The 23,759-nt window shown below is 71.2% G+C and carries 21 protein-coding genes; 7 read left to right on the top strand and 14 right to left on the bottom strand.

The annotated features are described in order from the left end of the window. Positions 1-7: 7 nt before the first annotated feature. The 5 genes from BN1193_RS09090 to pheA form a co-directional block, all read right to left on the bottom strand. Positions 8-1,381: an ABC transporter substrate-binding protein gene (locus BN1193_RS09090; protein ID WP_040165842.1), complete on the bottom strand. Its 1,374-nt coding sequence runs from the start codon at positions 1,379-1,381 to the stop codon at positions 8-10. 40 nt (positions 1,382-1,421) lie between these two features. Further along, on the bottom strand, positions 1,422-3,098 hold the full coding sequence (locus BN1193_RS09095) for a glycoside hydrolase family 13 protein (protein WP_040165843.1): 1,677 nt from the start codon (positions 3,096-3,098) through the stop codon (positions 1,422-1,424). Positions 3,099-3,250: 152 nt separating this feature from the next. Then, positions 3,251-4,255, bottom strand: coding sequence for a LacI family DNA-binding transcriptional regulator (locus BN1193_RS09100; RefSeq protein ID WP_040165844.1), 1,005 nt, complete (start codon positions 4,253-4,255; stop codon positions 3,251-3,253). 479 nt (positions 4,256-4,734) lie between these two features. Further along, a complete protein-coding gene (locus tag BN1193_RS18285; RefSeq protein ID WP_052460603.1) occupies positions 4,735-6,348 on the bottom strand; it encodes a response regulator transcription factor in 1,614 nt (537 codons plus the stop codon). A gap of 35 nt (positions 6,349-6,383) precedes the next feature. After that, positions 6,384-7,340 (bottom strand): prephenate dehydratase, encoded by a 957-nt coding sequence (pheA, locus tag BN1193_RS09110; protein ID WP_040165845.1) that lies wholly within the window; start codon positions 7,338-7,340, stop codon positions 6,384-6,386. Between the two features lie 90 nt (positions 7,341-7,430). Between pheA and pgm the strand changes: the two genes are divergently transcribed. Further along, entirely contained in the window at positions 7,431-9,071 is a 1,641-nt protein-coding gene (gene pgm / locus BN1193_RS09115) for a phosphoglucomutase (alpha-D-glucose-1,6-bisphosphate-dependent) (protein WP_040165846.1), read from the top strand. Beyond that, on the top strand, positions 9,068-9,523 hold the full coding sequence (locus BN1193_RS09120; protein ID WP_040165847.1) for an NUDIX hydrolase: 456 nt from the start codon (positions 9,068-9,070) through the stop codon (positions 9,521-9,523). Before pgm ends, BN1193_RS09120 begins: the two co-directional genes overlap by 4 nt. Positions 9,524-9,526: 3 nt before the next feature. Here the strand turns inward: BN1193_RS09120 and BN1193_RS09125 are convergent, their stop codons facing one another. The 8 genes from BN1193_RS09125 to BN1193_RS09160 form a co-directional block, all read right to left on the bottom strand. Beyond that, positions 9,527-10,639: a glycerate kinase gene (locus BN1193_RS09125; protein ID WP_040165849.1), complete on the bottom strand. Its 1,113-nt coding sequence runs from the start codon at positions 10,637-10,639 to the stop codon at positions 9,527-9,529. An 88-nt stretch (positions 10,640-10,727) separates the two neighbouring features. Next, positions 10,728-12,245: an L-arabinose isomerase gene (gene araA, locus BN1193_RS09130; protein ID WP_040165851.1), complete on the bottom strand. Its 1,518-nt coding sequence runs from the start codon at positions 12,243-12,245 to the stop codon at positions 10,728-10,730. An 8-nt stretch (positions 12,246-12,253) separates the two neighbouring features. After that, complete coding sequence (locus BN1193_RS09135; protein WP_040165853.1) at positions 12,254-13,849, bottom strand: xylulokinase; 1,596 nt, start codon at positions 13,847-13,849, stop codon at positions 12,254-12,256. Beyond that, positions 13,846-14,565 (bottom strand): L-ribulose-5-phosphate 4-epimerase, encoded by a 720-nt coding sequence (locus tag BN1193_RS09140; RefSeq protein WP_040165955.1) that lies wholly within the window; start codon positions 14,563-14,565, stop codon positions 13,846-13,848. Before BN1193_RS09140 ends, BN1193_RS09135 begins: the two co-directional genes overlap by 4 nt. An 87-nt stretch (positions 14,566-14,652) precedes the next feature. Beyond that, positions 14,653-15,660: a LacI family DNA-binding transcriptional regulator gene (locus BN1193_RS09145; RefSeq protein ID WP_052460604.1), complete on the bottom strand. Its 1,008-nt coding sequence runs from the start codon at positions 15,658-15,660 to the stop codon at positions 14,653-14,655. A gap of 34 nt (positions 15,661-15,694) precedes the next feature. Next, positions 15,695-16,687, bottom strand: coding sequence for a LacI family DNA-binding transcriptional regulator (locus BN1193_RS09150; protein WP_230206459.1), 993 nt, complete (start codon positions 16,685-16,687; stop codon positions 15,695-15,697). A 42-nt stretch (positions 16,688-16,729) separates the two neighbouring features. After that, a complete protein-coding gene (locus BN1193_RS09155) occupies positions 16,730-17,302 on the bottom strand; it encodes a uridine kinase family protein (RefSeq protein WP_040165857.1) in 573 nt (190 codons plus the stop codon). After that, on the bottom strand, positions 17,299-17,775 hold the full coding sequence (locus tag BN1193_RS09160) for an NUDIX hydrolase (RefSeq protein ID WP_040165859.1): 477 nt from the start codon (positions 17,773-17,775) through the stop codon (positions 17,299-17,301). Before BN1193_RS09160 ends, BN1193_RS09155 begins: the two co-directional genes overlap by 4 nt. 109 nt (positions 17,776-17,884) lie before the next feature. Here BN1193_RS09160 and galT point away from each other — a divergent pair, with 109 nt between their 5' ends. The 5 genes from galT to BN1193_RS09180 all read left to right on the top strand — a co-directional run bounded on the left by galT (position 17,885) and on the right by BN1193_RS09180 (position 23,200). Beyond that, positions 17,885-19,048 (top strand): galactose-1-phosphate uridylyltransferase, encoded by a 1,164-nt coding sequence (gene galT / locus BN1193_RS09165; RefSeq protein ID WP_040165860.1) that lies wholly within the window; start codon positions 17,885-17,887, stop codon positions 19,046-19,048. Beyond that, complete coding sequence (gene galK, locus BN1193_RS09170; protein WP_052460605.1) at positions 19,045-20,217, top strand: galactokinase; 1,173 nt, start codon at positions 19,045-19,047, stop codon at positions 20,215-20,217. The genes galT and galK overlap by 4 nt, the downstream gene beginning before the upstream one ends. Positions 20,218-20,314: 97 nt before the next feature. Beyond that, positions 20,315-20,446 (top strand): hypothetical protein, encoded by a 132-nt coding sequence (locus tag BN1193_RS18420; RefSeq protein WP_268259555.1) that lies wholly within the window; start codon positions 20,315-20,317, stop codon positions 20,444-20,446. Continuing rightward, positions 20,443-21,624, top strand: coding sequence for an ROK family transcriptional regulator (locus tag BN1193_RS09175; RefSeq protein ID WP_141396662.1), 1,182 nt, complete (start codon positions 20,443-20,445; stop codon positions 21,622-21,624). The genes BN1193_RS18420 and BN1193_RS09175 overlap by 4 nt, the downstream gene beginning before the upstream one ends. A gap of 109 nt (positions 21,625-21,733) precedes the next feature. After that, positions 21,734-23,200, top strand: a complete 1,467-nt coding sequence (locus tag BN1193_RS09180) for a carboxylesterase/lipase family protein (protein ID WP_230206460.1) — start codon at positions 21,734-21,736, stop codon at positions 23,198-23,200. 57 nt (positions 23,201-23,257) lie between these two features. Here the strand turns inward: BN1193_RS09180 and BN1193_RS09185 are convergent, their stop codons facing one another. Continuing rightward, positions 23,258-23,737 carry an 8-oxo-dGTP diphosphatase gene (locus BN1193_RS09185; protein WP_052460606.1) on the bottom strand — a complete coding sequence of 160 codons (480 nt, stop codon included), beginning with the start codon at positions 23,735-23,737 and terminating at the stop codon, positions 23,258-23,260. Between the last annotated feature and the right edge of the window lie 22 nt (positions 23,738-23,759).

Raw genomic sequence — 23,759 nt, forward strand, 5'->3', positions numbered from 1 at the left:
CCGGGTCTCACTGGTCCAGGAGCGCCTGGGCGTCGGTCTGCGCCTGCTTCAGCAGGGCCGGGATGTCGGCGTCCTTCTTGGTCAGGACGGTCTGCACCACGTTGTCCAGCAGCGCGTAGACCTCCTGCGTCTTGGCCTTCGGCTCGCCGACCGGGGTCTGCTCCCAGATCGTGTCGATGAACGGCGCCATCTGGTCGCGCGGCACGTTGATGTACTGCTCGATCCAGGTCAGCGACTCCTCGTACTGCTCACGGGAGAGCACCGGCAGCAGCGGCGTGCCGACAGCCTGGCCGGACTCGTTCAGCGTCTTCGCGTCGGCGACGGCGGCGTCCTTGTCCATGAGCTTCTGCATGTAGTACCAGTCGATCCACTCGACGGCCGCGTCCGCGACCTCCTTCGAGGCGGTCGGGCTGATCACGGCGACGTCGCCGCCGCCGAGGGTGCCGGGGTCCTTGCCCTCCGTCGGCACGACGCCGAGGCCGTACGTCTCCGGCTTCATGCCGAAGTCGCGCACCAGCGCGGTGTAGACGTCCGATCCGGACACGTACATGCCGACGTTTCCGGCGGCGAACTCCTGGTTGATCGAGCCCCAGTCCAGGTCGAACTTGGAGCCGAACGAGTTGTCCTCCCAGCGCACGTCGTGCAGGAACTGCAGCGCGGCCGCGGTGGCGTCGTTGTCCACGGTCGAGGTGGCGCCGCCGTCCTCGTTGTCGGTCTGCGTCCGGCCGCCGCGTGCGACGGTCGCCGCGGTCAGCTGCCAGCCACCGGTGTTGCCGGCGGCCATCTCCGCGAAGCCGGCCTTACCGGTCTTCTCGGTGATCTGCTTGGCGAACTTCCGGACCTCGTCCCACGTGGTCGGCGGCGTGTTCGGGTCGAGGCCCGCGGCGGTGAACAGGTCGCGGTTGTAGTGCAGACCCATCGCGTAGGCCTGGCGCGGGAAGCCGTACAGCTTGCCGTCCGACCCGGTCACGCCGTCCAGGATCACCGGGTTGAACTTGTCCGCGTACCCGAGCTTCTTGATGGCGTCGGTGACGTCGGTGAGCTGACCGTTCTCGAGCAGCGTCTTGGTGTCCGTGAACGGGACGGTGAACACGTCCGGCAGGCTGCCGCCGGCGAGCTGCACGGCGAAGGTCGGACCCTTCCACTCGTACTCGACACCGATGATGTCGATGTTCTTGTGCTCGCTCTCGAACTGCTTCTCCTGCTCGGCGAACGCCTTGTAGGCGGCCTCGTCCGCACCGGGCGGGAACGTGGCCACGCGCAGCTCGATCTTTCCGTCCGCATTCGTGGTGGACCCGCCACCAGACGTGCATCCGGCGAGCATGCCCGCCGTGGCGATCGTCGCCGCAGTGGCAAGCAGGACCTTGCGTGATGACTTCATCGTCTTTCCTTTCGTGGTGACGGCGCGAGTGCGCGTGCCGTCAACCTGCTGTGGGTGCGTCGGCGGACGCGGTTTCGAGTCGGAGCCACGCGGAGGTTCCGCCGGGCAGCGACTCCCCCTCCAGCGCAGCGCTGGAGAGAAGGACACGGGTGTGCGGGGGGAGATCGATCGGCCGGGTGCCGACGTTGACGACACAGGCGAGATCGTCCCCGCGTCGGAAGGCGAGCACGTCGTCACCGAGCCCGTCGATCCAGGCGAAGTCCGGACCGTGCAGCTCGGGCAGCTCCCGGCGCAGCGCGAGCGTGCGGCGGTAGAGCGAGAGCGTCGAGTCCGGGTCCGACGCCTGCGTCTCGGCGGTGCGGGCGGACCATGCCGCCGGCTGCGGCAGCCAGCTCGCGACGCCCTCCGGGCTGAAACCGAACGGCGCGTGATCGCCGGACCACGGCAGCGGCACGCGACACCCGTCACGCCCGGGGTCCACACCCTCGGAGCGGAAGTGCATCGGGTCTTCGATCAGTTCGAGCGGCAGGTCCTCGACCTCCGGCAGGCCGAGCTCGTCGCCCTGGTAGATGTACAGACTGCCGGGCAGTGCCGCCACCAGGAGAGAGGCCGCGCGGGCTCGACGCAGGCCGAGCTCGAGGTCCGTCGGTGTGCCGAAGCGCTTGTCCAGGAACGCGAAGCCGCTCTTCTCCCGGCCATAACGGGTGACAGGACGCGTGACGTCGTGGTTGGAGAGCACCCATGTGGAGGGCGCCCCGACCGGTGCGTGCGCGTTGAGCGTCATGTCGATCGAGGCACGCAGCTCGTCGGCCTGCCAGGGACGGGCGAGGAAGTCGAAGTTGAACGCCGTGTGCATCTCGTCCGGGCGGAGGTACGCGGTGAAGCGGTCGATGTCCTCCAGCCACAGCTCGCCGACCAGGATGCGCGTGTCCGGGTACTCGTCCGCGATCGACCGCCAGGAACGATAGACGTCGTGCAGCTCGTCGCGATCCTGGGTGGGATGCTCTCCGGCGCCGGGGTTCTCCGGCACCTCGGGCAGCGCCGGGTCCTTGATCACGAGGGCGGCGGAGTCGATCCGAACACCGGCGACGCCGCGGTCGAACCAGAAGCGCAGCACGTCGTCGTGCTCGGCGCGGACGTCCGGATGGTTCCAGTTCCAGTCCGGCTGCTCCGGCGTGAACAGGTGCAGGTACCACTCCCCCGGGGTTCCGTCCGGGTTCGTCGTGCGGGTCCAGGTCTCACCCTGGAAGCTGGACACCCAGTGCGTCGGGATCTCGTCGCCGTTCTCGCCTGCTCCGGGATGGAACCAGAACCGCTCCCGTTCCGGGGACCCGGGTGCGGCGGCGAGCGCCGCCTGGAACCAGGGGTGTGCCTCGCTGATGTGATTCGGGACGATGTCGATGATCGTCCGGATCCCGAGGGCCGCGGCCTCCGCGATCACGGCCTCCGCATCCGCGAGCGTGCCGAAGCGGGGATCGATGCCGCGGTAGTCGGCGACGTCATAGCCGCCGTCGGCCAGCGGCGAGGGATACCAGGGGTTGAACCACAGCGCATCCACGCCGAGGTCGGCGAGGTAGGGCAGGCGCGCGCGGACTCCGGCGAGATCGCCCGTGCCGTCGCCGTTTCCGTCCGCGAAGCTGCGCACGTACACCTGGTAGATGACCGCTGAGCGCCACCAGTCCGTGTCGTCCGGGTGGAAGAGGGCGGCGGCGTCCATGGTGCTCCAGTTCGTGCTGGAGCGGGTCGACGCTCCTCACCAGAGAACGTAATTCAGTTCGTTCGAATCTGCAAGATAGAAACGATCCTTTGCAAAAACGTAACTTTGCAGCGAAGGGCAGGTCGGAGTCCGGCTGATCTCCGGTCGGCCGCTCAGGCCACCGGGGCCGTGGAGGATCGCAGCACGAGCTCGGGCTCGAACAGCAGCTCCCCCTCGGAGTCGGCCGTGCCGTTGATCTGGGCGAGCATCAGGTCCACCGCCGCGCGTCCCATCGCATCGATCGGCTGGCGGACCGTCGTCAACGGCGGTTCGGTGCAGCTCATCAGCGCGGAATCATCGAAGCCGATGACCGAGACATCCTCCGGGACGCGTCGACCGGCGCGCCGAACGGCCCGGATCGCTCCGAGTGCGAGCGGGTCGCTCGCGCAGACGATCGCGGTCGCTCCGCTCTCGATCAGTCGTGCGGCGCCGGCTTGACCGGATTCCAGGGCGTACAGGCCGCGCACGACGAGCGCGGGATCCAGCGGCGCACCCAGCGCGGCGAGCGCACGCTCCGCGGCCGCGAGCTTGCGCCCGGACGGAACGTGATCGGTCGGGCCGAGCACGAGACCGATCCGCCGGTGCCCGAGGTGGTACAGGTGGGTCACCGCCTGTTCCGCAGCCGCGGCGTCATCGGTCGCGACGGTGATCAGCCCGAGTCCCGGTACGGACGCACTGACCAGCACCGCGGGCAGGTGCACGCGCTGCAACCGCGCGTAGTGATCGTGCGCCGCCTCGCCCTGCGTGTAGTTGCCGCCGAGGAAGATCACTCCGGACACCTGCTGCGCCAGCAGCAGGTCGACGTACTCCGCCTCCGTCACGCCACCGGCATTCTGCGTGCACAGCACCGGGGTGTAGCCACTCTGGGCGAGAGCCCCGCCGACCACCTCGGCCAGAGCCGGAAAGATCGGGTTCGTCAGCTCGGGCAGGACCAACCCGACCAGCCGCGCGCGCTCGCCGCGCAACTTGCTCGGCCGCTCGTACCCGAGCACGTCCAGCGCCGTGAGCACGGCCTGCCTCGTCGCCTCGGAGACGCCCGGTTTGTCATTGAGCACGCGGGAAACAGTCGCTTCACTGACGCCGACCTTGCGTGCGACCTCGACCAACCTCTTCGCCATGCGGACAATCCTACGCAAGAGCTTGCGCGATTGTGCAAGCTCTTGCGCAGGATGTCGACGTCTCGCGAGTGACGCTTCGGGTGCGGCACTCGCGATCGCGGGGGCGACCTTCAGGAGGGCGGGGAGGAGTGACGCTTCGGGTGCGGCACTCGCGATCGCGGGGGCGACCTTCAGGAGGGCGGGGAGGGAGGGGGCGGGTGCCCATCGGGCACCCGCCATGCGATCTCGCGGATCGCGGTCTCCCCGCGTCCGCGGAGCGGCCGTGCGTTCGTCGGGGGATGACGTCGGCATCGAGGAGACGGTATCTGCGCGGCGTGGGGCACGCGCACAGTCAGACGATCTTCGGGGGGATCGATCGCCGGACCAGTTGTTTCGAAGGCCGGGGAGACCCTCTTGACCTCGAGTCAACACCCCGATGAGGGGATCCGCCGGCCGGGTGGGTGAAACTACCCGACCGGACTACCCGGAACGGCCGTGACTCAGTCGCGCGTGGAGCGGTGCCCGAACGGGAGGGCGGCCGCCTCGTCCCGTGACGCGACCCCCAACCGGCGCAGGATGTTCGCGACGTGGAACTTCACCGTGTTCGGGGAGATGAACATCCGGTTGGCGATCTGCGCGTTCGTCAGTCCCTGCTGGACGTGCCGCAGCACCTGCCGCTCCCGGTCAGTCAGTTCCACGATCGGCGTGGTCGCGACCAGCGGAGTGTGCTCCGGCAGCGACTCGAGCAGGCGATCACGACGCGCGCCGATGGCGAGCGCGCGCAGCGTCTCGATGTCCTCATCCGGCAGCAGGAGAGCCCAGGCGGCGACACCGGTCGCCTCTCGCACGGAGGCGAATTCGTCCAGTGCCTCAAGGGCCGCCGTCTCGTTCCCGGTGCGCGCGTATGCGGCGGCACGGACGGTGATGTCGACGGTGCGGTGGCGTTCGCCGGATGGTTCCACGGTCGTCTCATCCAGCGCTCCCGCGGCATCCCGGTCGCCCTGCAGCAGCCGCGAGTACCCGACCATCGACGCGCGGAGCCCCGGATCGGTCGCCAACGCCGGCGCCTCGAGCAGGTCCGAGACGGACACGCCGGCCGCGGCCGAAGCCGCCGTCCGGATACAGGCTCGCCACGTGCGCTCGGCGTCATCCGCGGTGGGAAGGTCCTGCTCCAGACCCTTCAACCACTCGACCGCCGCGGACGCACGCCCTGCGGCGATCAACGCGAGCGCGTGCACGGTTCCCAGGGGGCCGAGCAACCAGGGCGCCGGAACCGTCGCGACAGCGCGACGGGTGATCTGCAGCGCCCCATCCGGATCGAAGTCGTCCAGGGCGCTCCACGCACGTGCGGTCTCGACGAGACCCCACCACGGGTCATGGGCCGGGACCGCGTCATCGACGTAGGAGGTGGACAGGACGCCACGTGTCGACGGCGCGATCCAGGATCGCCGACCGGCGATGACGCCGACGATGGTCAGCCCCCAGTCCGCCTGCATCAGGGCGGGATCGCGCGGGTCGACCGTCCGGGTGCGCACCCAGCGCCACAGCGCGGCGGCCGGTTCGGTCTGTTCCACCATGAGCAGCGCGAAGGCCAGATCACAGGCGGCGGCGACGAGCTCCGCGTCATCGGCGCGCCCGACGGTCGGTTCGATGTCGAGCACGAGCTCCGCACCGCGGCGGGCCACGCGGCTCGCGGTCGCGGAATCGCCCGCGTACAGATGGCACAGTGCGGCGAAGGACAGGTTGCGGGCACGCTCGTCGACGTTCGCCGCACGCGCGGCGGCCGCGGTGCCGGCGGCGGTGCGCAGAGCGGCGGTCAGACCCTCCACGCTGCCTGCGGACTGCAACCGCGCGACGGCCAGAACGAGCAGGACGCCCGGACGCTCCGGAACCGCGAAGGGTGCGCCGCCGATGACCGGGGCCGCGGCGAGCGCCGCGTGGAGCTGGTCGCCGCGCATCACGATCTCCGCGAGCGCAGTGGCGCGAACCGTGTTCTCGGCGGCCTCGTGCTGACCGGTCTGCAGAGCGGCCGTGAACGTCGCGGTGAACGAGGCCAGCGCGCGATCACGATCGATCAGCTGCTGGGCCCAGCCTTCTCCCCGACGGCGTTCCACGCTTTCACCTTATGGGATCGCGCGGTCGCCACGAGTCATGTGTCGGGCGCTCCGGAGATGAGATCGCGGAGCCAGTCGCGCGCTTCGACGAAGACCTCGTCCGAATAGTGGTCGGAGTAGCGGATGATCGTGCGGTCCGCGCGGGGATACGAGCCCAGGTAGACGATGCGCGGGCTGAATCGGCGCAGCCCCATCAGCGCGTCCGCCATCCGTTCGTCGTGCACGTGGCCGTCCGCGTCGATGAAGAACCGGTACCGCCCGAGCTCGTCGCCGATCGGACGGGACTGGATCAGGCTCAGGTTGATCCCGCGCGTGGAGAACTGCTCGAGCATCTCCAGCAGGCTGCCGGGGCGGTCGTCCGGGAGTTCGATGATGACCGTGGTCTTGTCCGCGCCGGTGGCCGGCGCGGGAACGGTCGTGCGGGCGACCAGGACGAAGCGGGTGACGGCGTTGGCGTTGTCACCGATGTCGGCGGCCAGCACGTCCACGTCGTAGTGGTCGGTGATGCCGGGCGGGGCGATGGCCGCATCCACCGGCAGGGACCCGTCGAGCATGCCGATCGCGCTGGCGACGTTGCTCGCGGCCGGCACGTGGGCGTGCGTGGGAATGTTCTCGCGCAGCCACCGCGTCGACTGCCCGTACGCGACGGGATGGGCGGCGATCAGGCGGACATCGCTGAGCGCGGTGCCGCGCGGCGCGACGAGCACGAACGTGACGGGGACGAGGTACTCCCCGAGAATCCGCAGTCCGGGCACGGTCGCCAGTGCGTCCTGCGTGGCGGACACGCCGCCGTCCACGGAGTTCTCGATCGCGATCATCGCGGCGTCGCTGCGCCCCTCCACGACATCCGCGAGCGCCTCCGGGACGTTGTGCACCGGACGCCAGATCTGACCGCGCGCCTCCGGGACCTGCGCCAGCGCCGCCTCCGTGAACGTCCCGGCCGGGCCCAGGTAGCTGTACGTGCGGCGATCGGCGCCGAGGGGAAGCGACATTCCGCCAGCCTAGTTGCCGCGCGCGAGCCCCTTGTCCGCGATCTGCGAAAAGGATGTGCGTCCCGGGCCCCGGCGGGGCAGACTGAGGTCATGACTCGTGCCGGACAGCCCGCTGAAGCCGCAGACCTCGTCGACGTCGACGTTCTCATCGAGGCGTACTACGACCGCAAGCCCGATCCGGCCGTTCCGGGCCAGCGCGTGGCGTTCGGCACCAGCGGCCACCGCGGCTCGTCGCTGAACACGAGCTTCAATGAGAATCACATCCTCGCCACCACGCAGGCGATCGTCGACTACCGCCGGGCGCAGGGCATCACCGGTCCGCTGTTCCTCGGCCGCGACACGCATGGCCTGTCCCTGCCGGCCGAGCGCACCGCCCTGGAGGTCCTGGTCGCGAACGGCATCGACGTGCGCACCGATTCCCGTGACTCCTGGGTCCCGACGCCGGCGCTCAGCCACGCCATCCTGACCTACAACAAGGGCCGGGCCGCGGATGATGCGGGACGCTCGGACGGCATCGTCGTCACGCCGTCGCACAATCCGCCCACCGACGGCGGCTTCAAGTACAACCCCCCGCACGGTGGTCCGGCCGACACGGACGCCACCGGGTGGATCGCGCAGCGCGCGAACGAGCTGATCGCGGCGAACCTCGAGGGCGTCACCCGCGTGCGCTACGCGGACATCGACCGGCGCGCCCTGCAGACGTACGACTTCCGCGATGCGTACGTCCGGGATCTGCCGACGATCATCGACATCGACGCGATCCGCACCGCGGGCGTGCGGATCGGTGCCGACCCGCTCGGCGGCGCATCCGTGGAGTACTGGGCCCTGATCGGCGAGATGCACGACATCGACGTCACGGTGGTCAACCCGGACGTGGACCCGACCTGGCGCTTCATGACGCTGGACTGGGACGAGAAGATCCGCATGGATCCGTCCTCGCCCTCCGCGATGGCCGCGCTCGTGGCCCGTCGCGATGAGTTCGACGTGCTGACCGGCAACGACGCGGACGCGGACCGGCACGGCATCGTGACGCCGGACGCCGGGCTGATGAACCCGAACCACTACCTCGCCGTGGCGATCGCCTACCTCTACTCGCACCGCCCCGGTTGGAGCACGGACGCCGCGGTCGGCAAGACGCTCGTCTCATCGATGATGATCGATCGCGTCGCCGAGTCCCTGGGGCGGCGGCTGCTGGAGGTTCCGGTCGGCTTCAAGTGGTTCGTGCCCGGACTGCTGGACGGCTCGGTGGCGTTCGGCGGCGAGGAGTCCGCCGGAGCGTCCTTCCTCCGGCACGACGGTTCGGTGTGGACCACGGACAAGGACGGCATCCTGCTGGCTCTGCTCGCGGCCGAGATCATCGCCGTGCTGAAGCGCTCCCCCTCGCAGCTGTACGCCGACATCGAGGCGCAGTTCGGTGCGTCCTCGTACCAGCGCGTGGACGCGAAGGCGACGCCGGAGCAGAAGGCCGCGCTGTCGAAGCTGTCGCCGGACGCGGTCACGGCCACGGAACTCGCCGGCGAGCCGATCACCGCGAAGCTCTCGCACGCGCCCGGCAACGGTGCCCCGATCGGCGGCCTGAAGGTGCAGACCGAGCACGCGTGGTTCGCCGCACGGCCGTCCGGAACCGAGGACGTCTACAAGCTCTACGCCGAGTCCCTGTTGGGCCCGGACCACCTCGCCCGCGTGCAGGATGAGGCGCGCGCGGTCATCGACGCTGCCCTCGGCGAGTGAGCGCGCCCGATCTCGCGTTCACCGAGTACGACACCCGCGTGGCGGCGTACGCGGTGATCGTCGATGAGCGCGGCATGCTGCTGAGCTGGTGGAACGGCGGTGCCACGCCGGAGCGGGCATCGTGGACACTGCCCGGGGGCGGCGTCGACTTCGCTGAGCAGATCGAGGACGCCGTCATCCGCGAGGTCCGCGAGGAGACCGGCTACGACGCCGAACTGACCGGCTTCCTGTTCACCCACTCCTGGTGGGACCGGAACGAACGGAACCGCCCGTTCAAGGCCGTGCGCATCGTGTACTCCGCCCGGATCACCGGTGGGACGCTCGGCACGCTGGAGGTGGGTGGGTCCACGGACCGGGCCGCGTGGCTTCCGCTGGCGGAACTGGACGAGCTCACGCCGCAGGTCCGGCTGCTCACCCTCGCCCTGGACGCGTGGCGCGCCGCCCAGGACTGACGCTCAGTGGCGGGCGAGCGTCCGCGCGAGCTGCGCCCCGGCGTCGGCGAGGAACATCTCCGGCAGCGTCATCGCAGCCTGAGCTGACCCGGCGACCTCGGTGAGCGAGATCGCCGCAGCGAATGCCGAGGTGTCCGCATCCGGCGCGATCCGTCCGGCCACGAGGGCGACCGGGACGCCGCGCTCGGCGGCGAAGCGCGCGACCTCGACGGGCACCTTGCCGGCGGTCGAGGAGGCGTCGTAGGAGCCCTCGCCCGTGACCACGAGGTCGGCATCAGCGAGCACGTCCGCCAGCCCGATCAGGTCGGCGATCGCCGCCGCACCGGGACGGATCACCGCGCCCCAGGCCTGCAGCGCGAACCCGGTCCCGCCCGCCGCACCCGCTCCCGCGGCAGCGGCGTCCGCCGCGGGCACGGCCGCGTTCAGGAGTTCGGACCAGTGCGTCAACGTCCGCTCCAGGCGCTCGATCTGGCCCGGATCGGCGCCCTTCTGCGGTGCGAACACGGCGGCGGAGCCGGTCTGGCCGAGCAGGGGGTTGGTGACGTCGGTCAGCACCGTGACGCCGCCCGGCGGAAGGGGACGCAGACCCGTCAGGTCCACCGTCATGGCGCGCGCCAGGTCATCGGCGGTCGCGGACAGGGCGACGCCGTCGGCATCGAGGATCCGCGCGCCGAGGGCGCGGAGGACACCGGCGCCCCCGTCCGTGGATGCGCTGGAGCCGATGCCCAGCACGAGGCGCGTGACGCCGGAATCCAGTGCGGCCGCGATGGCCTGCCCGAACCCGTCGGTGGTCGCGGTCATCGGGCGGCGGTCCGCCCCCAGCAGTTCGATGCCGCAGCACAGACCGAGCTCCACCACGGCCGTGCCGTCGCCGAGGTCGACCCAACCCGCGTCGACCGGTTCCCCGTGGGGTCCCGTCACCGACACGTCCTCGAACTCGGCGTCCGCGACCGCGGCGAGGAACGCTGCGATCGTCCCCTCGCCGCCATCGGCCATCGGCATGAGCACGACATCGTCCTCGGGCCGCTCATTCAGCCAGCCCGCGGCGAGCGCGCCGGCGACATCGTGCGCGGCGGCGGTCCCCTTCAGGCTGTCCGGGGCGACGACGATCTGCATGGTTGCTCCGATTCCGGGCGCTGTGGCCGGTCACGCGCCCGCTCCGAGACTACGTCGTCGCGGGCGCGTGACCGCCGCCGCGGCGGGGTCAGATCCCCTGCGCGAGCCGGTGGTAGGCCTGGTTCCAGCGCACCTGCTTCTGGAACTCCCCGAGCACCGTGGACTCGTCGATGACGAGGAGCTCGACCTCCGCCATCTCCGCGAAATCGCGGAACGCCTCGATCCCGACGGCGGTGGACATCACCGTGTGGTGCGCGCCACCGGCGATCAGCCACGCCGCGGCGCTGGTGTGGAAGTCCGGCGCCGGCTTCCACACGGCGCGACCGACCGGAAGCTTCGGCAGGGCCGCACGGGGTTCGACGTTCTCGACGACGTTCGCGGTGAGGCGGAACCGATCGCGCATGTCGGTCAGCGCGACCACGACGGCCGGTCCGGGGTCCGCCGTGAACACGAGGCGGACCGGGTCCGCCTTGCCGCCGATCCCGAGCGGGTGGACTTCCAGCGTCGGCTTCGTCGAGGTCAGCGACGGCGAGACCTCGAGCATGTGCGCACCCAGGATCAGCTCCTCGCCCGGGGTCATGTCGTAGGTGTAGTCCTCCATGAGGCTCGCGCCGCCGGGCAGGCCGGCCCCCATCACGTTGGCGACGCGGACCAGGACGGCGGTCTTCCAATCGCCCTCCGCCCCGAACCCGTAGCCCTCCGCCATCAGTCGCTGGACGGCGAGACCCGGCAGCTGGGTGAGCTCGCCGAGGTCCTCGAACGAGGTCGTGAAGGCGCCGAAGCCACCCTCCTCGAGGAAGGAGCGCAGACCGATCTCGATCGCGGCGCCGTCCCGCAGGGACGCGTGGCGCTCGCCGCCCTTGCGCAACTCCGGGGCGACGTCGTAAAGCTCCTCGTATTCGGCCACGAGCGCGTCCACGGCGTCGTCGGAGGCTGCGGCGACCGCCGCGGCGAGGTCGTTGACGCCCCAGGTGTTCACCTGCACTCCGAACCGCAGCTCGGCCTCGGTCTTGTCCCCCTCCGTCACGGCGACGTAACGCATGTTGTCGCCGAAGCGCGCGAGCTTGAGGTCACGAACGGCCGCGAGGCCGGCCGCGGCGCGCTGCCACGTGCCGAGCTCGGAGCGGACGCGCGGGTCCGAGACGTGACCGACGATCGTCTTGCGCGGCACCCCGAGGCGCGTCTGGATGTAGCCGAACTCCCGGTCGCCGTGCGCGGCCTGGTTCAGGTTCATGAAGTCGAAGTCGATCTCCGCCCAGGGCAGTTCGACGTTCGCCTGCGTGTGCAGGTGAGCGAGCGGCTTGCGCAGCGCGTCCAGCCCGGTGATCCACATCTTGGCCGGGCTGAACGTGTGCATCCACGCGATCACACCGATCACGGAATCGTCGGCATTGGCCTCGAGCATCGTGCGCTTGATCGAGGCGGTGTCGGTCAGGACCGGCTTCCACACGATGCGCACCGGCACGTCGGCGGACGCGTTCAGTTCCGCGGCGATCGCACCGGACTGTTCCGCCACCTGAGCCAGAGTTTCCGGGCCGTAGAGGTGCTGGCTGCCGGTGAGGAACCAGACCTCGTAGCCGTCGAGGGAGGTGGTGAGCTGGGGCATGTCCGTCCTTAGAGAGAATCGATCGCGGCGGCCTCGACGGCCAGTCCCGCGCGGTAGCGGTCGAGGTAGGTCGCGAATCCGGCGACGTCGGCCGGATCGGGAGTGAGGGTGGTCAGGGACGCGGACGCGAAGACCACGTCGTCCAGGTAGGCGGCGAGGGAACGCTGGTCCGCGCGCGCCGCGAAGGACGCCAGCACGGCCATCCCCCAGGCCCCGCCCTCGGCGGCGAGATCTCCCACGGCGACCGGGGCGTCCAGGGCGGCGGCCAGGAAACGCTGCGCGACGCCGGCGGTGCGGAACAGGCCGCCGTGCGCGAACATCCGATCCAGTTCCACGCCCTCGCGCGCGAGGACGCGCATGCCGATCGCCAGGGCGCCGAACACGCCGTACACCTGTGCGCGCATGACGTTGGCCAGCGAGAGCGAGCTGTCCGCGGTGCGCACGAAGAGCGGACGACCCTCGGTCAGCCCGAGGATGTGCTCGCCGGCCAGGTGGTTGTACGCCAGCAGCCCGCCGGCGTCGGCTTCTCCGGCGAGCGCCTCGGACAGCAGCGCGGCGAACGCCTCGTCCTCGCCGACCGGATGACCGGACACCTCGGCGAACCGCCGGAAGAGTCCGACCCAGGCCGCCAGTTCGCTGGCGCCGTTGTTGCAGTGCACCATCGCCACGGCGTCGCCGACCGGAGTGGTGACCAGATCGATCTCCCGGTGCAGGTCGCCCAGGGCCTTCTCCAGCACGACCATCGCGAAGATGCTCGTGCCGGCCGAGACGTTGCCGGTGCGCGGCGCGACCGAGTTGGTCGCGACCATGCCGGTCCCGGCGTCCCCCTCCGGCGGACACATCGGCACGCCGGGGCGAAGCTCTCCGGTCGCATCGAGTCGTGCGGCACCTGCCGCGGTGAGCGTTCCGGCTGCTGCGCCCGCCGTCCGAACCTCGGGCAGCAGGCGGGCGACCGGCCCCGCCAGGCGCCCCACCACCGACGCGTCGTACGCGGCGAGCATGCGCCGGTCGTACTCCCCCGCCTCGATCGGGAACATCCCGGAGGCATCGCCCACCCCGAGCACGCGCTCGCCGGTCAGCTGCCAGTGCACGTAGCCGGCCAGCGTGGTGATGAAGTCGAGTCGCTCGACGTGCGGTTCGGCGTCGAGGATCGCCTGGTGCAGGTGCGCGATCGACCAGCGCAACGGAATGTTGACGCCGAACAGCCTGGTGAGCTCCTCGGCCGCGACGCCGGTGCTGGTGTTGCGCCAGGTCCGGAACGGCACCAGCTGTTCGCCGGCGGCGTCGAAGGCGAGGTAACCGTGCATCATCGCCGAGACACCCAGAGCGGCGTACGTGTCCGGACGCACCCCGTGGCGTTGCTCCGCATCGGACACCAGGGCCGCGTACGCCGCCCGGATGCCGTCCCAGACCTCGTCCAGCCCGTAGGTCCAGACGCCGTCCTCCAGGCGGTTCTCCCACGCGAACGTCCCCGTGGCCAGGACGTCCGTGGCCTCCTCGCCGATCAGGCAGGCCTTGATCCGCGTCGATCCCAGTTCGATGCCGAGGCTCGCTCGCCCGTCACGGAGCTGCCGTGCGGCCTCCGTCGTTCCCGCCGCGCTCATCGGCGGGTGTCCGAGTTCTGTCCGTAGACGTTCTGGTAGCGGTCGTACAGGCTGTCGATCGCCTCCTGCGGGATCGGGATGAGCTCCCCCGCCTCCCGCGCGTGGTGCACCGTGCGCGCGACGTCCTCGACCATGACCGCGGCCTTGACGGCGTCCTTGGCGTCGGCACCGATCGTGAACGGTCCGTGATTCTGCATCAGGACGGCGCGGGAACGGTGGCCGGTGAGCGTGTCCACGATGCCGCGACCGATCGAGTCATCTCCGATGATCGCGAACGGGCCGACCGGAATCGGGCCGCCGAACTCGTCCGCCATCGCGGTGATCACGCACGGGATCTCCTCGCCGCGGGCCGCCCAGGCCACCGCGAAGGTGGAGTGGGTGTGCACCACGCCGCCGACCTCGGGCATGTGCCGGTAGACGTAGGCGTGCGCGGCGGTGTCGCTGGAGGGGGAACGGTCGCTGCCCGGAGTTCCGGGGACGACCACGCCGTCGAGATCGCAGAGGATCATGTTCTCCGGCGTGAGGTCGTCGTAGGAGACGCCGGAGGGCTTGATGACGAACAGATCGGTGCCGGGAACTCGGCCGGAGACATTGCCGCCGGTCCAGACGACGAGGCCATAGCGCACGAGCTCCTGATGCAGCCGCGCGACCTCCGCCCGGACGGCGCGCACCGCATCATCGAACTCGGACGGGGGAACGGGTGCTTCTTCGCTCACGGAGACCTCGCGTGCCGGGGTGACGGATCCGGTCACTGTGACCGGTCACAGAAGTCTACACAGCGGGCAGGCCCCGGGGAAGGGCGGTCAGCGCGGGCGAGCGACGGACCGGCGCTCGACGAGCGTCGGCACGACCGGCTCGTCCATGACCGGAACCCCCGGTTCGCCGACGAGAGCCCGCACGGCGCGTTCGGCGAGCTCATCGAAGTCCTGGCGAACGGTCGTCAGCGGCGGCCAGTAGTAGGCGGCGTCCGGGATGTCGTCGAAACCGACGATGCTGATGTCCTCCGGAACCGCGACGCCGAGCTCGCGCAGACCGCCGATGAGGCCGAGCGCCATCTGGTCGTTCGCCGCGAAGACGGCTGTCACACCGGCATCCGCGATCCCCGCAGCGGCCGCGTGCCCGGAGGCCGCGGACCAGTCCCCCGGCACCGTCGGCCCCGGAGTGAGACCGCGAGCGGCGAGCTCCGCCGCGAATCCCTCCGCACGCGACTCCGCCTCCAGCCAGTCGGCGGGGCCGGCCAGGTGAGCGATGCGGGTGTGCCCGACCTCCGCGAGCGCAGCCACCGCGAGACGCGCCCCGGCGACCTGATCCACCGACAGCCCCGGCGCGCCCTGGCGGGACGAGTGCAGCGTCACCACGGGCACAGTGACCGTGACATCGCCGAGCGTGGTGAGCGTGCGCGCGTGCGGCGCGAGAGCGACGATGCCCTCCACGTTCTGAGCCAGCAGGTGATCGATTCCGGCACGGACGGATGCGGCGTCCCCGGCGTCGCTGAACGCCGCGATGACCCAGTACCCCGCCGCACGCGCCGACGACTCAATCGCGGCGATGCTGCGCGCCGGCCCCTGCTGCTCGGCGTTGGAGGCGAGCACCCCCAGGGTTCGCGAACGTCGCGTTCCGAGTGCCCGGGCGGCGTAGTTGACGCGATACCCCAGGTCCGCCATGGCGGCGAGCACCCGGGCACGGGTCTCCTCCGCGACCTCCGGATGGTCGTTGAGCACGCGCGACACGGTCTGTCGTGACACTCCCGCCCGCGTCGCGACCTCGCGCACACCCACGGGCCGGGCGCGGGGGCTGGGGCTCGTGCTCACGCCGTCGAGTGTAGGGCGTGATCGGACGCGGCACTCACCGTCGGGTGCTCGCTCGCGCCAGAAGGTGCACGGGCAGAACGACGTGGCGGGCAGGACCGGCAGGCTCCTCAGCCGCGAGGATTGCGGTGGCCACGCGCGCCAAGCCACGGAAGTCCTGAGCGACGGTGGTCAGCGCGGGCCAGAATCGTGCCGCGTCCGCGGTGCCGTCGAATCCGGCGACCATCACCTCCTCCGGGATCGCGCGACCGGCCTCGTGCAGGGCGGACATCACGCCGAGCGCGGTCTGGTCGTTCGCGCAGAACACCGCACGGACGTCGGAGCTCCCGGCCAGCAGTCCCCCGAGGGCGGCGCCGGACTCGGCGGTCCAGTCGCCCCGCAGCAGCGCCGGCGGCTCCAGCTCAGCCTCGGCGTGCGCGCGCCGCCACCCGGCCGTGCGACTCTCCGCAGCGAAGGACCCGTCCGGCCCCGCGACGTGGTGCACCGGAGCGCCGGAGGCGGCGATGAGGTGCGCGGTCACGGCGTGCGCTCCCGCCTCGTGGTCGGACGAGACGGTGTCGAACCGGTCGTCATCGGCGTCCACGAGCACCAGCCGCAGGGCGGGTGGCTCCGCCAACGCCACCGCGAAACGGGACGCCTCGTTCACCACGACCGCCCCGTCAACCTCGCGGTCGGTGAGCGTCTCGATCGCTGCGGCGAAGGAGGCCGGATCGGTGGGATCGACGAGCGCGAGCACGAGCGAGTACCCGCTGTCCGCCGCCGTGGCGGTCAGGCTCTCCAGCATGAGCGAGTTGCCGACGGTGCTCAGCGTGGTCACGACGACGCCGAGGGAGAGCGTGCGTCCGGTCCGCAGCGCGCGCGCCGCCGCGTGCGGCCGGTACCCGAGTCGGGTCATCGCCGCTTCGACGCGCTCGCGCGTGGCGTCGGTCACGTTGCCCGCACCGTTGACGACCCGGGACACAGTCTGCCCGGACACACCGGCGAGAGCCGCCACGTCGCTCATCGACGCCCGCCGCTCACGCTCCGTCATGCGTCCATGCTGGCACGGACGATGACCGCCGCGCGGATCACGTCAGCCGACGTATCGCACCTCCGCCGCGCCCCGCGGATCGAACTGCGCCGCGAAGTCCCGCTCGTTCGGCACCCACACCTCCCGCCAGAGCGCGGTGTGGTCCCGGCCGAGCGCCGCGTCCCGCGCCAGACCCCGCGCTGTCGCGGTGTCCAGGTCCACGTCGCACCACACGCGCAGATCGAGATCGTCCGCGAGGGCGGGATGGAACAGACCGATGAGGTCGACGATGAGGATCTCCCCGGCCGGAACGGGCTCCGGGTCGGCGAGCGACCGCGTGCTCCAATCGAAACGGCGGAACGTGCTCGGGCGACGCTCGCGGAACGGCCGCAGCACCTCGCGGGCCAATCGATCACGCTCGACGCCGTCCCAGTCCGTCGAGCGGCGATGAGAGCGGGTGGGATCGAGGAAATCGTCGCCGCGGAGGCGGAGCGCGCCGTCCCAGCGCTCGACGAGCTTCCTCGTCAGCGTCGATTTCCCGGAACCGCCGAAGCCGGACACCCCCACGACGATCGGATGACCGGCGGTGGTCCGAACGCGCTCGATCGTGTCGATCGTCTCCGTGAGCGTGGTCATCGCGCCGTCGCCGGATTCGTGAAACCGACGGCGGTGTCCGCCGCCAGCGAGCCGGCTCGGAGGCCGTCCAGGACGAGTCGCTCGTACTCCGGGATCTCGACCGGCAGTCCCCCGAGCGGCCACCAGCGCAGTGCGGCGGTCTTCGCGGGCTCGCGAATCTCCGGAGCACCCTTCCAGTCGCGCGCCGTCCAGAACCAGTCGACGCGCTGCTCGCGGGCGTTCTCCGTGCCGTCGGTGCGCTGCATGACGGTCACCAGCGTCAGGTCGTCGCGCGCGACGCTGACACCCAACTCCTCCGCCGCCTCCCGCACGGCCGCGTCGCGTGCCGTCTCTCCCGGTTCGACGTGGCCGGCGGCCCCGGCGGTCCAGCAGCCGTCCATGTAGCCGGTGTTCTGCCGCAGCTGCAGCAGAACCTCCTCGCCACGGCGCAGCAGGAGATACGAGGCGGGCACGAGCGCGAGTGTGTGGGCCATCGCCCCACCCTAGGGCGTCGCACGCTCCGCTGGCGCGTGGAGCTATGTTGACGTAAACATTCCTGTCGTCGTACGATGCCGGAGGCGCGCGGCGCCAGCTGGAGGAGCCATGTCCGTGGAGCAGACCGCGACCACCCTGGAGGGCGGCGTCATCAAGCGCAGCACCCGTCTCGCCGACGGTCGCGAGTTGATGTACTTCGATGATCCGGACACCACGCTCCGCGCCGATCGCGCGATCGACGCCCGAACGCTGGACGGCCGCCCGGAGACCGCGACGATGCGTCAGGACGTGCTCACCGGCGAGTGGATCTCCTTCGCCGCCTCCCGGCAGAACCGCGTCGTCATGCCGCCGGCGGACCTCGACCCGCTCGCACCGCAGACACCGACCAACCCCTCCGAGGTGCCGTCCGTCTACGATGTCGCAGTCTTCGAGAACCGTTCACCCTCGTTCGGTCCCGCTCTGGCCGAAGCGACCGGCGATGCTCCGCGGGCCGTCGACGCGCCGCGCGGCACGGCGGACCTCGACGAGATCGGCTTCGGGCGCAGCCGGACCTCGGTCGGTCGCTGCGAGGTCGTCTGCTTCAGCCCGGAAGCGACCGGATCCTTCGGCTCCCAGTCGGTCACCCGCGCGCGCACGATCATCGAGGCCTGGGCCGACCGCACGGCTGCGCTGTCCGCGCTGCCCGGGGTGGAGCAGGTGTTCGTCTTCGAGAACCGCGGCGCCGCCATCGGCGTGACCCTGCCCCACCCGCACGGTCAGATCTACGCCTACCCCTACGTCGCCCCGCGGACGCAGCGCCTGCTGGCGTCGATCGACGAGGTCGGACCGGACCTGTTCGACCGCATTCTCGCCTTCGAGGGTGACAGCGACCGCGTCGTGCTGCGTGGCGAGCACTGGACGGCGTTCGTGCCGTTCGCGGCGCGCTGGCCGATCGAGGTGCACCTGGTCCCCCACCGCCACGTCGCCGACTTCGCCGAGACCGACGCCGCCCAGCGCGACGAACTCGCCGTGCTCTACCGCACGCTGCTGCGCGGCGTCGACGCCCTCTACGACGATCCCACGCCCTACATCGCCGCCTGGCACGCGGCTCCGGTGCATGCGGCCCGGGACTCGGCTCGACTGCACCTCCAGCTGACGAGCCCCCGCCGTGGCGCCGACAAGCTGAAGTACCTGGCCGGCAGTGAAGCCGCCCTCGGCGCGTGGATCGGCGATGTCCCGCCCGAGACCACCGCTGCGCGTCTGCGCGCCGCCATTGAAGGAGTCACCGCGTGAGCGCCACCGCAGCCCGTGCCCTGTTCGAGTCCGCGTTCGGACGTCCGTCCGAGGCCCTGTTCTCGGCGCCGGGACGCGCGAACCTGATCGGCGAGCACACCGACTACAACGACGGCTACGTGCTGCCGTTCGCGATCCCCTCCCGCACGTTCGCCGCCGTCGGCGTTCGCCCGGACGAGCGGATCCGGGTCACCTCCACGTTCTCCCCCGAGCCCGTCGAGGTCGCGCTGTCGGAACTGGCGGACCTGTTCCCGAGCGAGGGCACTCCGCGCGTTCCGGAGTGGGCCGCGTACCCGCTCGGTGTCGCGTGGGCCCTGCGCGAGCGGTTCCCGGACGCCGTCACACCGGGGCTGGACATCGCGTTCGCCTCCGAGGTGCCGGTGGGTGCCGGGCTGTCTTCGTCGGCGGCCATCGAGGGCGCCGCGGCTTCCGCGATGAACGCCCTGTGGGCACTCGGTGCCGACGCCACGACGCTGGCGCTGGCCGGCCGTCGCGCTGAGAACGAGGCCGTCGGTGCCCCCACCGGCATCATGGACCAGATGGCCGTGATGCACGGTCACCCCGACGCCGCCACGTTCCTGGACTGCCGCACACTCGAGGTCGCCGCGATTCCGGTCGGGTTCGTCGATGCGGACCTGGAGCTGCTCGTGATCGACACGCGCACCACCCACGCGCACTCGACGGGAGGTTACCGCGAGCGCCGCGCGTCCTGTGAACTCGGTGCCGCGGAGATGGGCGTTCCCGCCCTCCGCGACCTCACCGTGGCCGACCTGGCCCGCGCCGAAGAGCGCTTCGATGACGTGACGTTCCGTCGGGTCCGGCACATCGTCACGGAGAACCAGCGGGTCCTGGACACCGTGGCGACGCTGCGCAGCGCCGGACCGACCGCGATCGGCGATCTTCTGGTGGCCTCGCACGTGTCCATGCGCGACGACTTCGAGATCTCGACGATCGAGCTGGACACCGCGGTCGAATCCGCCCTCGCCGCCGGGGCCCTCGGCGCCCGGATGACCGGGGGTGGCTTCGGGGGCGCCGCGGTCGCGCTGGTGCGGGTGGCCGACGCGGAGGCGGTCGAGGCCGCGGTCCGCGCCACGTTCGCCGAGCGCGGGTTCCGGGAACCGAACGTCTTCGCGATCTGGCCCGCCGACGGCGCCCACCGCGACGCCTGACCGCGGCGCCCGTGCGCGTCGTATGACCGCAGCACCGGCGGCGGTCAGTCAGCCTTCCCCGCGAGCCCGTCGGGGTACGACTGTTCTGACTCAGCGCGTGAACCAGAACCGCATGCCGCTGCCGGGAGTCGTCGTCGCCGGCTGGCAGACTCGGGACATGCCCTCCGGAGGCTCGAACGCGAGCGACCCCGCCCGAGCCGAGCTGTTCTCGCGGACGGTGATCGCTTGACCGACGCGATGACCTCCGAGGATGTCCGCCGCCACAACCTCGGCCTGGTGATGGCCGCGCTCGCGCGGCAGCCCCTCTCCCGCAGCGAGCTGGCCGACACGACGGGGCTCGTCCGCGGATCGATCACGTCGCTGAGCGCGGAACTGCTCGCCGCGGGCCTCATCCGTGAGGCCGACGTCATCGCCCCGGCCGGACGCGGTCGTCCGCGCACCCTGCTGGAGATCGCCGCAGACGAGGTCGCCACCGTGACCGCGATGCTGGACGCGGAGCACGCCGTCGTCGCGGTCTCCACGCTCGGCGGCGATGATCTGCTCCGCATCGGACGTTCGCACGGCGGCCCCTCCGTCCCCGCCGCAGAGGTCCTGGACACACTGGCCGCGGTGATCGACGAGGCGCTCGATGCCGCCGGAGGACTCGGACGCACACTGATCGACCTGGCCGTCGTGGTGTGGGCGCCGGTCGCCGGTGATCCGCCCGTCGTCCTCGCCGGAAACGACTTCGCCTGGCCGCAGACCGACGTGCCGGCGCTGCTCGGCGAACGCATCCCCCGATTGGCCGGACGCCCGCTCGGCCTGGTCTCGAACACCGCCGCCGCCGCGCGTGCGGAGCATGTGGCGGCGGGCGCTCCGTCGGAGTTCGTCCACCTCTCCGCCGACCCCGACCTGGACGGCGTGATCTTCGCCGGTGGCGAGCCGTTGCCGGCGGCTGCTCGCTTCGGTGGACTGGGGCATCTGCCCGCGGTCCCGGACGGCGACCCGTGCACGTGCGGGGGACGCGGCTGTCTGCTCACCGTGGCCGGCCCGGACGCGCTCCTCGCCGCCGCCGGTCTGGCCGCGCGGGCCGAGTCCGAGGGCACGGACGCCGCATGGGAGGCGTTCGTCGCCGCCACCGCCGCCGGTGAGCCGCGCGCCCGCCAGGCGTGGGAGCGAGCGTGCACCCACCTGGTGCGTGCCGTGCAGACCGTCGCGATGACGACCGGGACCACCGAGGTCGTCCTGGGCGGCTGCCTGGCGTCCTTCACCGACGACGTCACGGCGGAACTCGTGCGGGAGTTCGAAGCGCGGCGGAGCGGCGTGCCGGCACCGCACGTTCGCGGTAGTGAGCTCGGTGCGGATGCGGCGCTGCGTGGGGCGGAATGGGCGGCGCGCGCCCGCGTCATCGACCTGTTGCTCGGGTGATGCACGTCGTGCGCCGGTGCCGGTGCGCATTCGCTTCGTCACTGCCCGCGCGCTTGGCAGAATCATCAGGGCGGACCCGAAGGCGGGCCCGACGAATGAGATGAGCCGCATGTCCGAGCGCGAGACCGTCGAGGTCACCACGACCACCGGTGTCGTGCGCGGACTCGGGCGTGCCGAACCGACCCGGTCCGCCGCGTTCCTCGGTATCCCGTTCGCTCAGGCCCCGATCGGCGCGCGCCGCTTCGCCGCCCCTGTTCCGATGGAGCCGTGGATGGGCGTCCGGGATGCGCTGCGCTTCGGGGCCACGGCACAGCGGGGCGACCCCGGTGCGACCCTCATCCCGGAGCCGTCCGTTCCGGGCCGGTCGACGCTGAATGTCAATGTGTTCACCCCGGACCCCTCGCGACGCGCGCAGCCGCTACCGGTGCTGGTGTTCTTCCACGGCGGGGGCTATGTCGCCGGCTCCCCCGCGAGCCCCTGGTACGACGGCCGCGCTTTCGCCCGCGACGGCGTCGTGACCGTCACCCTCGGATACCGGCTCGGCTTCGACGGTTTCGGACACATCCCGGGTGCTCCGAGCAACCGCGGCGTCCGCGACTGGCTCGCGGGGCTCGAATGGGTGCGGGACAACATCGCCGCCTTCGGTGGCGACCCGAACCGGGTGACGATCGCGGGCCAGTCCGCCGGTGGCGGCGCGGTGCTCACCCTGCTCGGTATGGAGCGTGCGCAGCACCTGTTCCACGGGGCGTACTCTCTGTCCGGGGCACTCGCCGACATCGCGCCGGACCGTGCCGCACGGTACACGCGACGCCTCGCACGGCGTCTGCGTGTGCCGCCCACGCGTGCGGGATTCACCACGGTGCCGGAGGAGAGGGTGCTCGCGGCTCAGCGGCGGTCGGGCGCGGCGGCCCTCAGCGAGCTGGTGACGGCGGGCCTCCCCCTGGGGCCGATCCTCGACGGCGAACTCCTGGTGCGACCGACGATCGACTCCCTGGCTCGGGGCGTGGGCGCGGACAAGCCGCTCGTGCTCGGCGCCGCGGACGACGAGTTCGTGGTGGTGACGGCCCGGTGCGCCGGCCCGCTGGCGGTCGTGCCGCTGCGTCTGCTGCTGCGTCCGTTCCGACTGCCTCCGACCGCCCGGCGCGCCTACCTCGACGCGAACCCGGACGTCCTGGCGCGGGGTCACGCCCGCGTGCTCGGACGACTGATCGGCGACCGAGTGTTCCGCCGCACGGTACTCGCCGTCGCGCGAGCACGGGGCAATGCTCCGACGTGGATCTATCGGACCGCCTTCCGTTCGCCACGCTTCGACGCCGCCGTGCACTGCGTCGACGTGCCGTTCTTCTTCGACTGTCTGGACGGCCCGTCCCTGACGCCGCTGGTCGGGGAACATCCGCCGCAGGACCTCGCGGACGCGATCCACGGGGCCGCGGTGTCCTTCATCCGTGACGGCGCACCGGGGTGGCCCGTCGGCCCCGTGATGAATGCGGTCTTCGGCGGTCCGGACGGCCCGCTCGTCACGGAGGCGGACGGCTACGCCGTGGTGAGCGCCCTGCTGCCCGAAGCCCACCGTTGACGGCAGACCCCACCGCTGTTCGAGAACTCCGGTCCCTGTCCGCGGGTGGCCGCAGGCTCAGGCCTCGGCGACCGTGGTGACGTTCGCCACCGTCTTGTTGTCGGAGGCGAACGTGATGGTGGAGTTCAGCGGCCGGCCGGCGAGCGTCTCTTGGAGCCAATAGCGCGCGTCGTCCCACATCTCGTCCAGCGGCAGATCGTCAAGCGGGTACCACCGAGGCGTGATCTCCGCCGTCGGTGCGGGCGTGCCGGACCAGGCGGTCGTGACGAACACGTCGACGTCTTGATCCCAGTTCGGCTTTGCGGGAAAGCGAAACCGGATCTGACCGGCATGATCGATCTGCGCGCTGTCGAGGCGGATCAATGCCTCTTCACGCGCTTCGCGGACGGCCGCTTCCATCGCGGTCTCACCGGGGTCGACGTGGCCTCCCAGCCCGACGATGTTCGACGATCCGATACCGCGGTGCTTCATCCCCAGGAGCACCTCACGGCTCTGGGTGTCGACAACGAACACGAGACACATCGGCGTCACCGGCATGGTCACAGTCTAGGTATGACGC

Origin of the sequence: Microbacterium gorillae (assembly GCF_000826185.2) — a bacterium.
Taxonomy (GTDB): domain Bacteria; phylum Actinomycetota; class Actinomycetes; order Actinomycetales; family Microbacteriaceae; genus Microbacterium; species Microbacterium gorillae.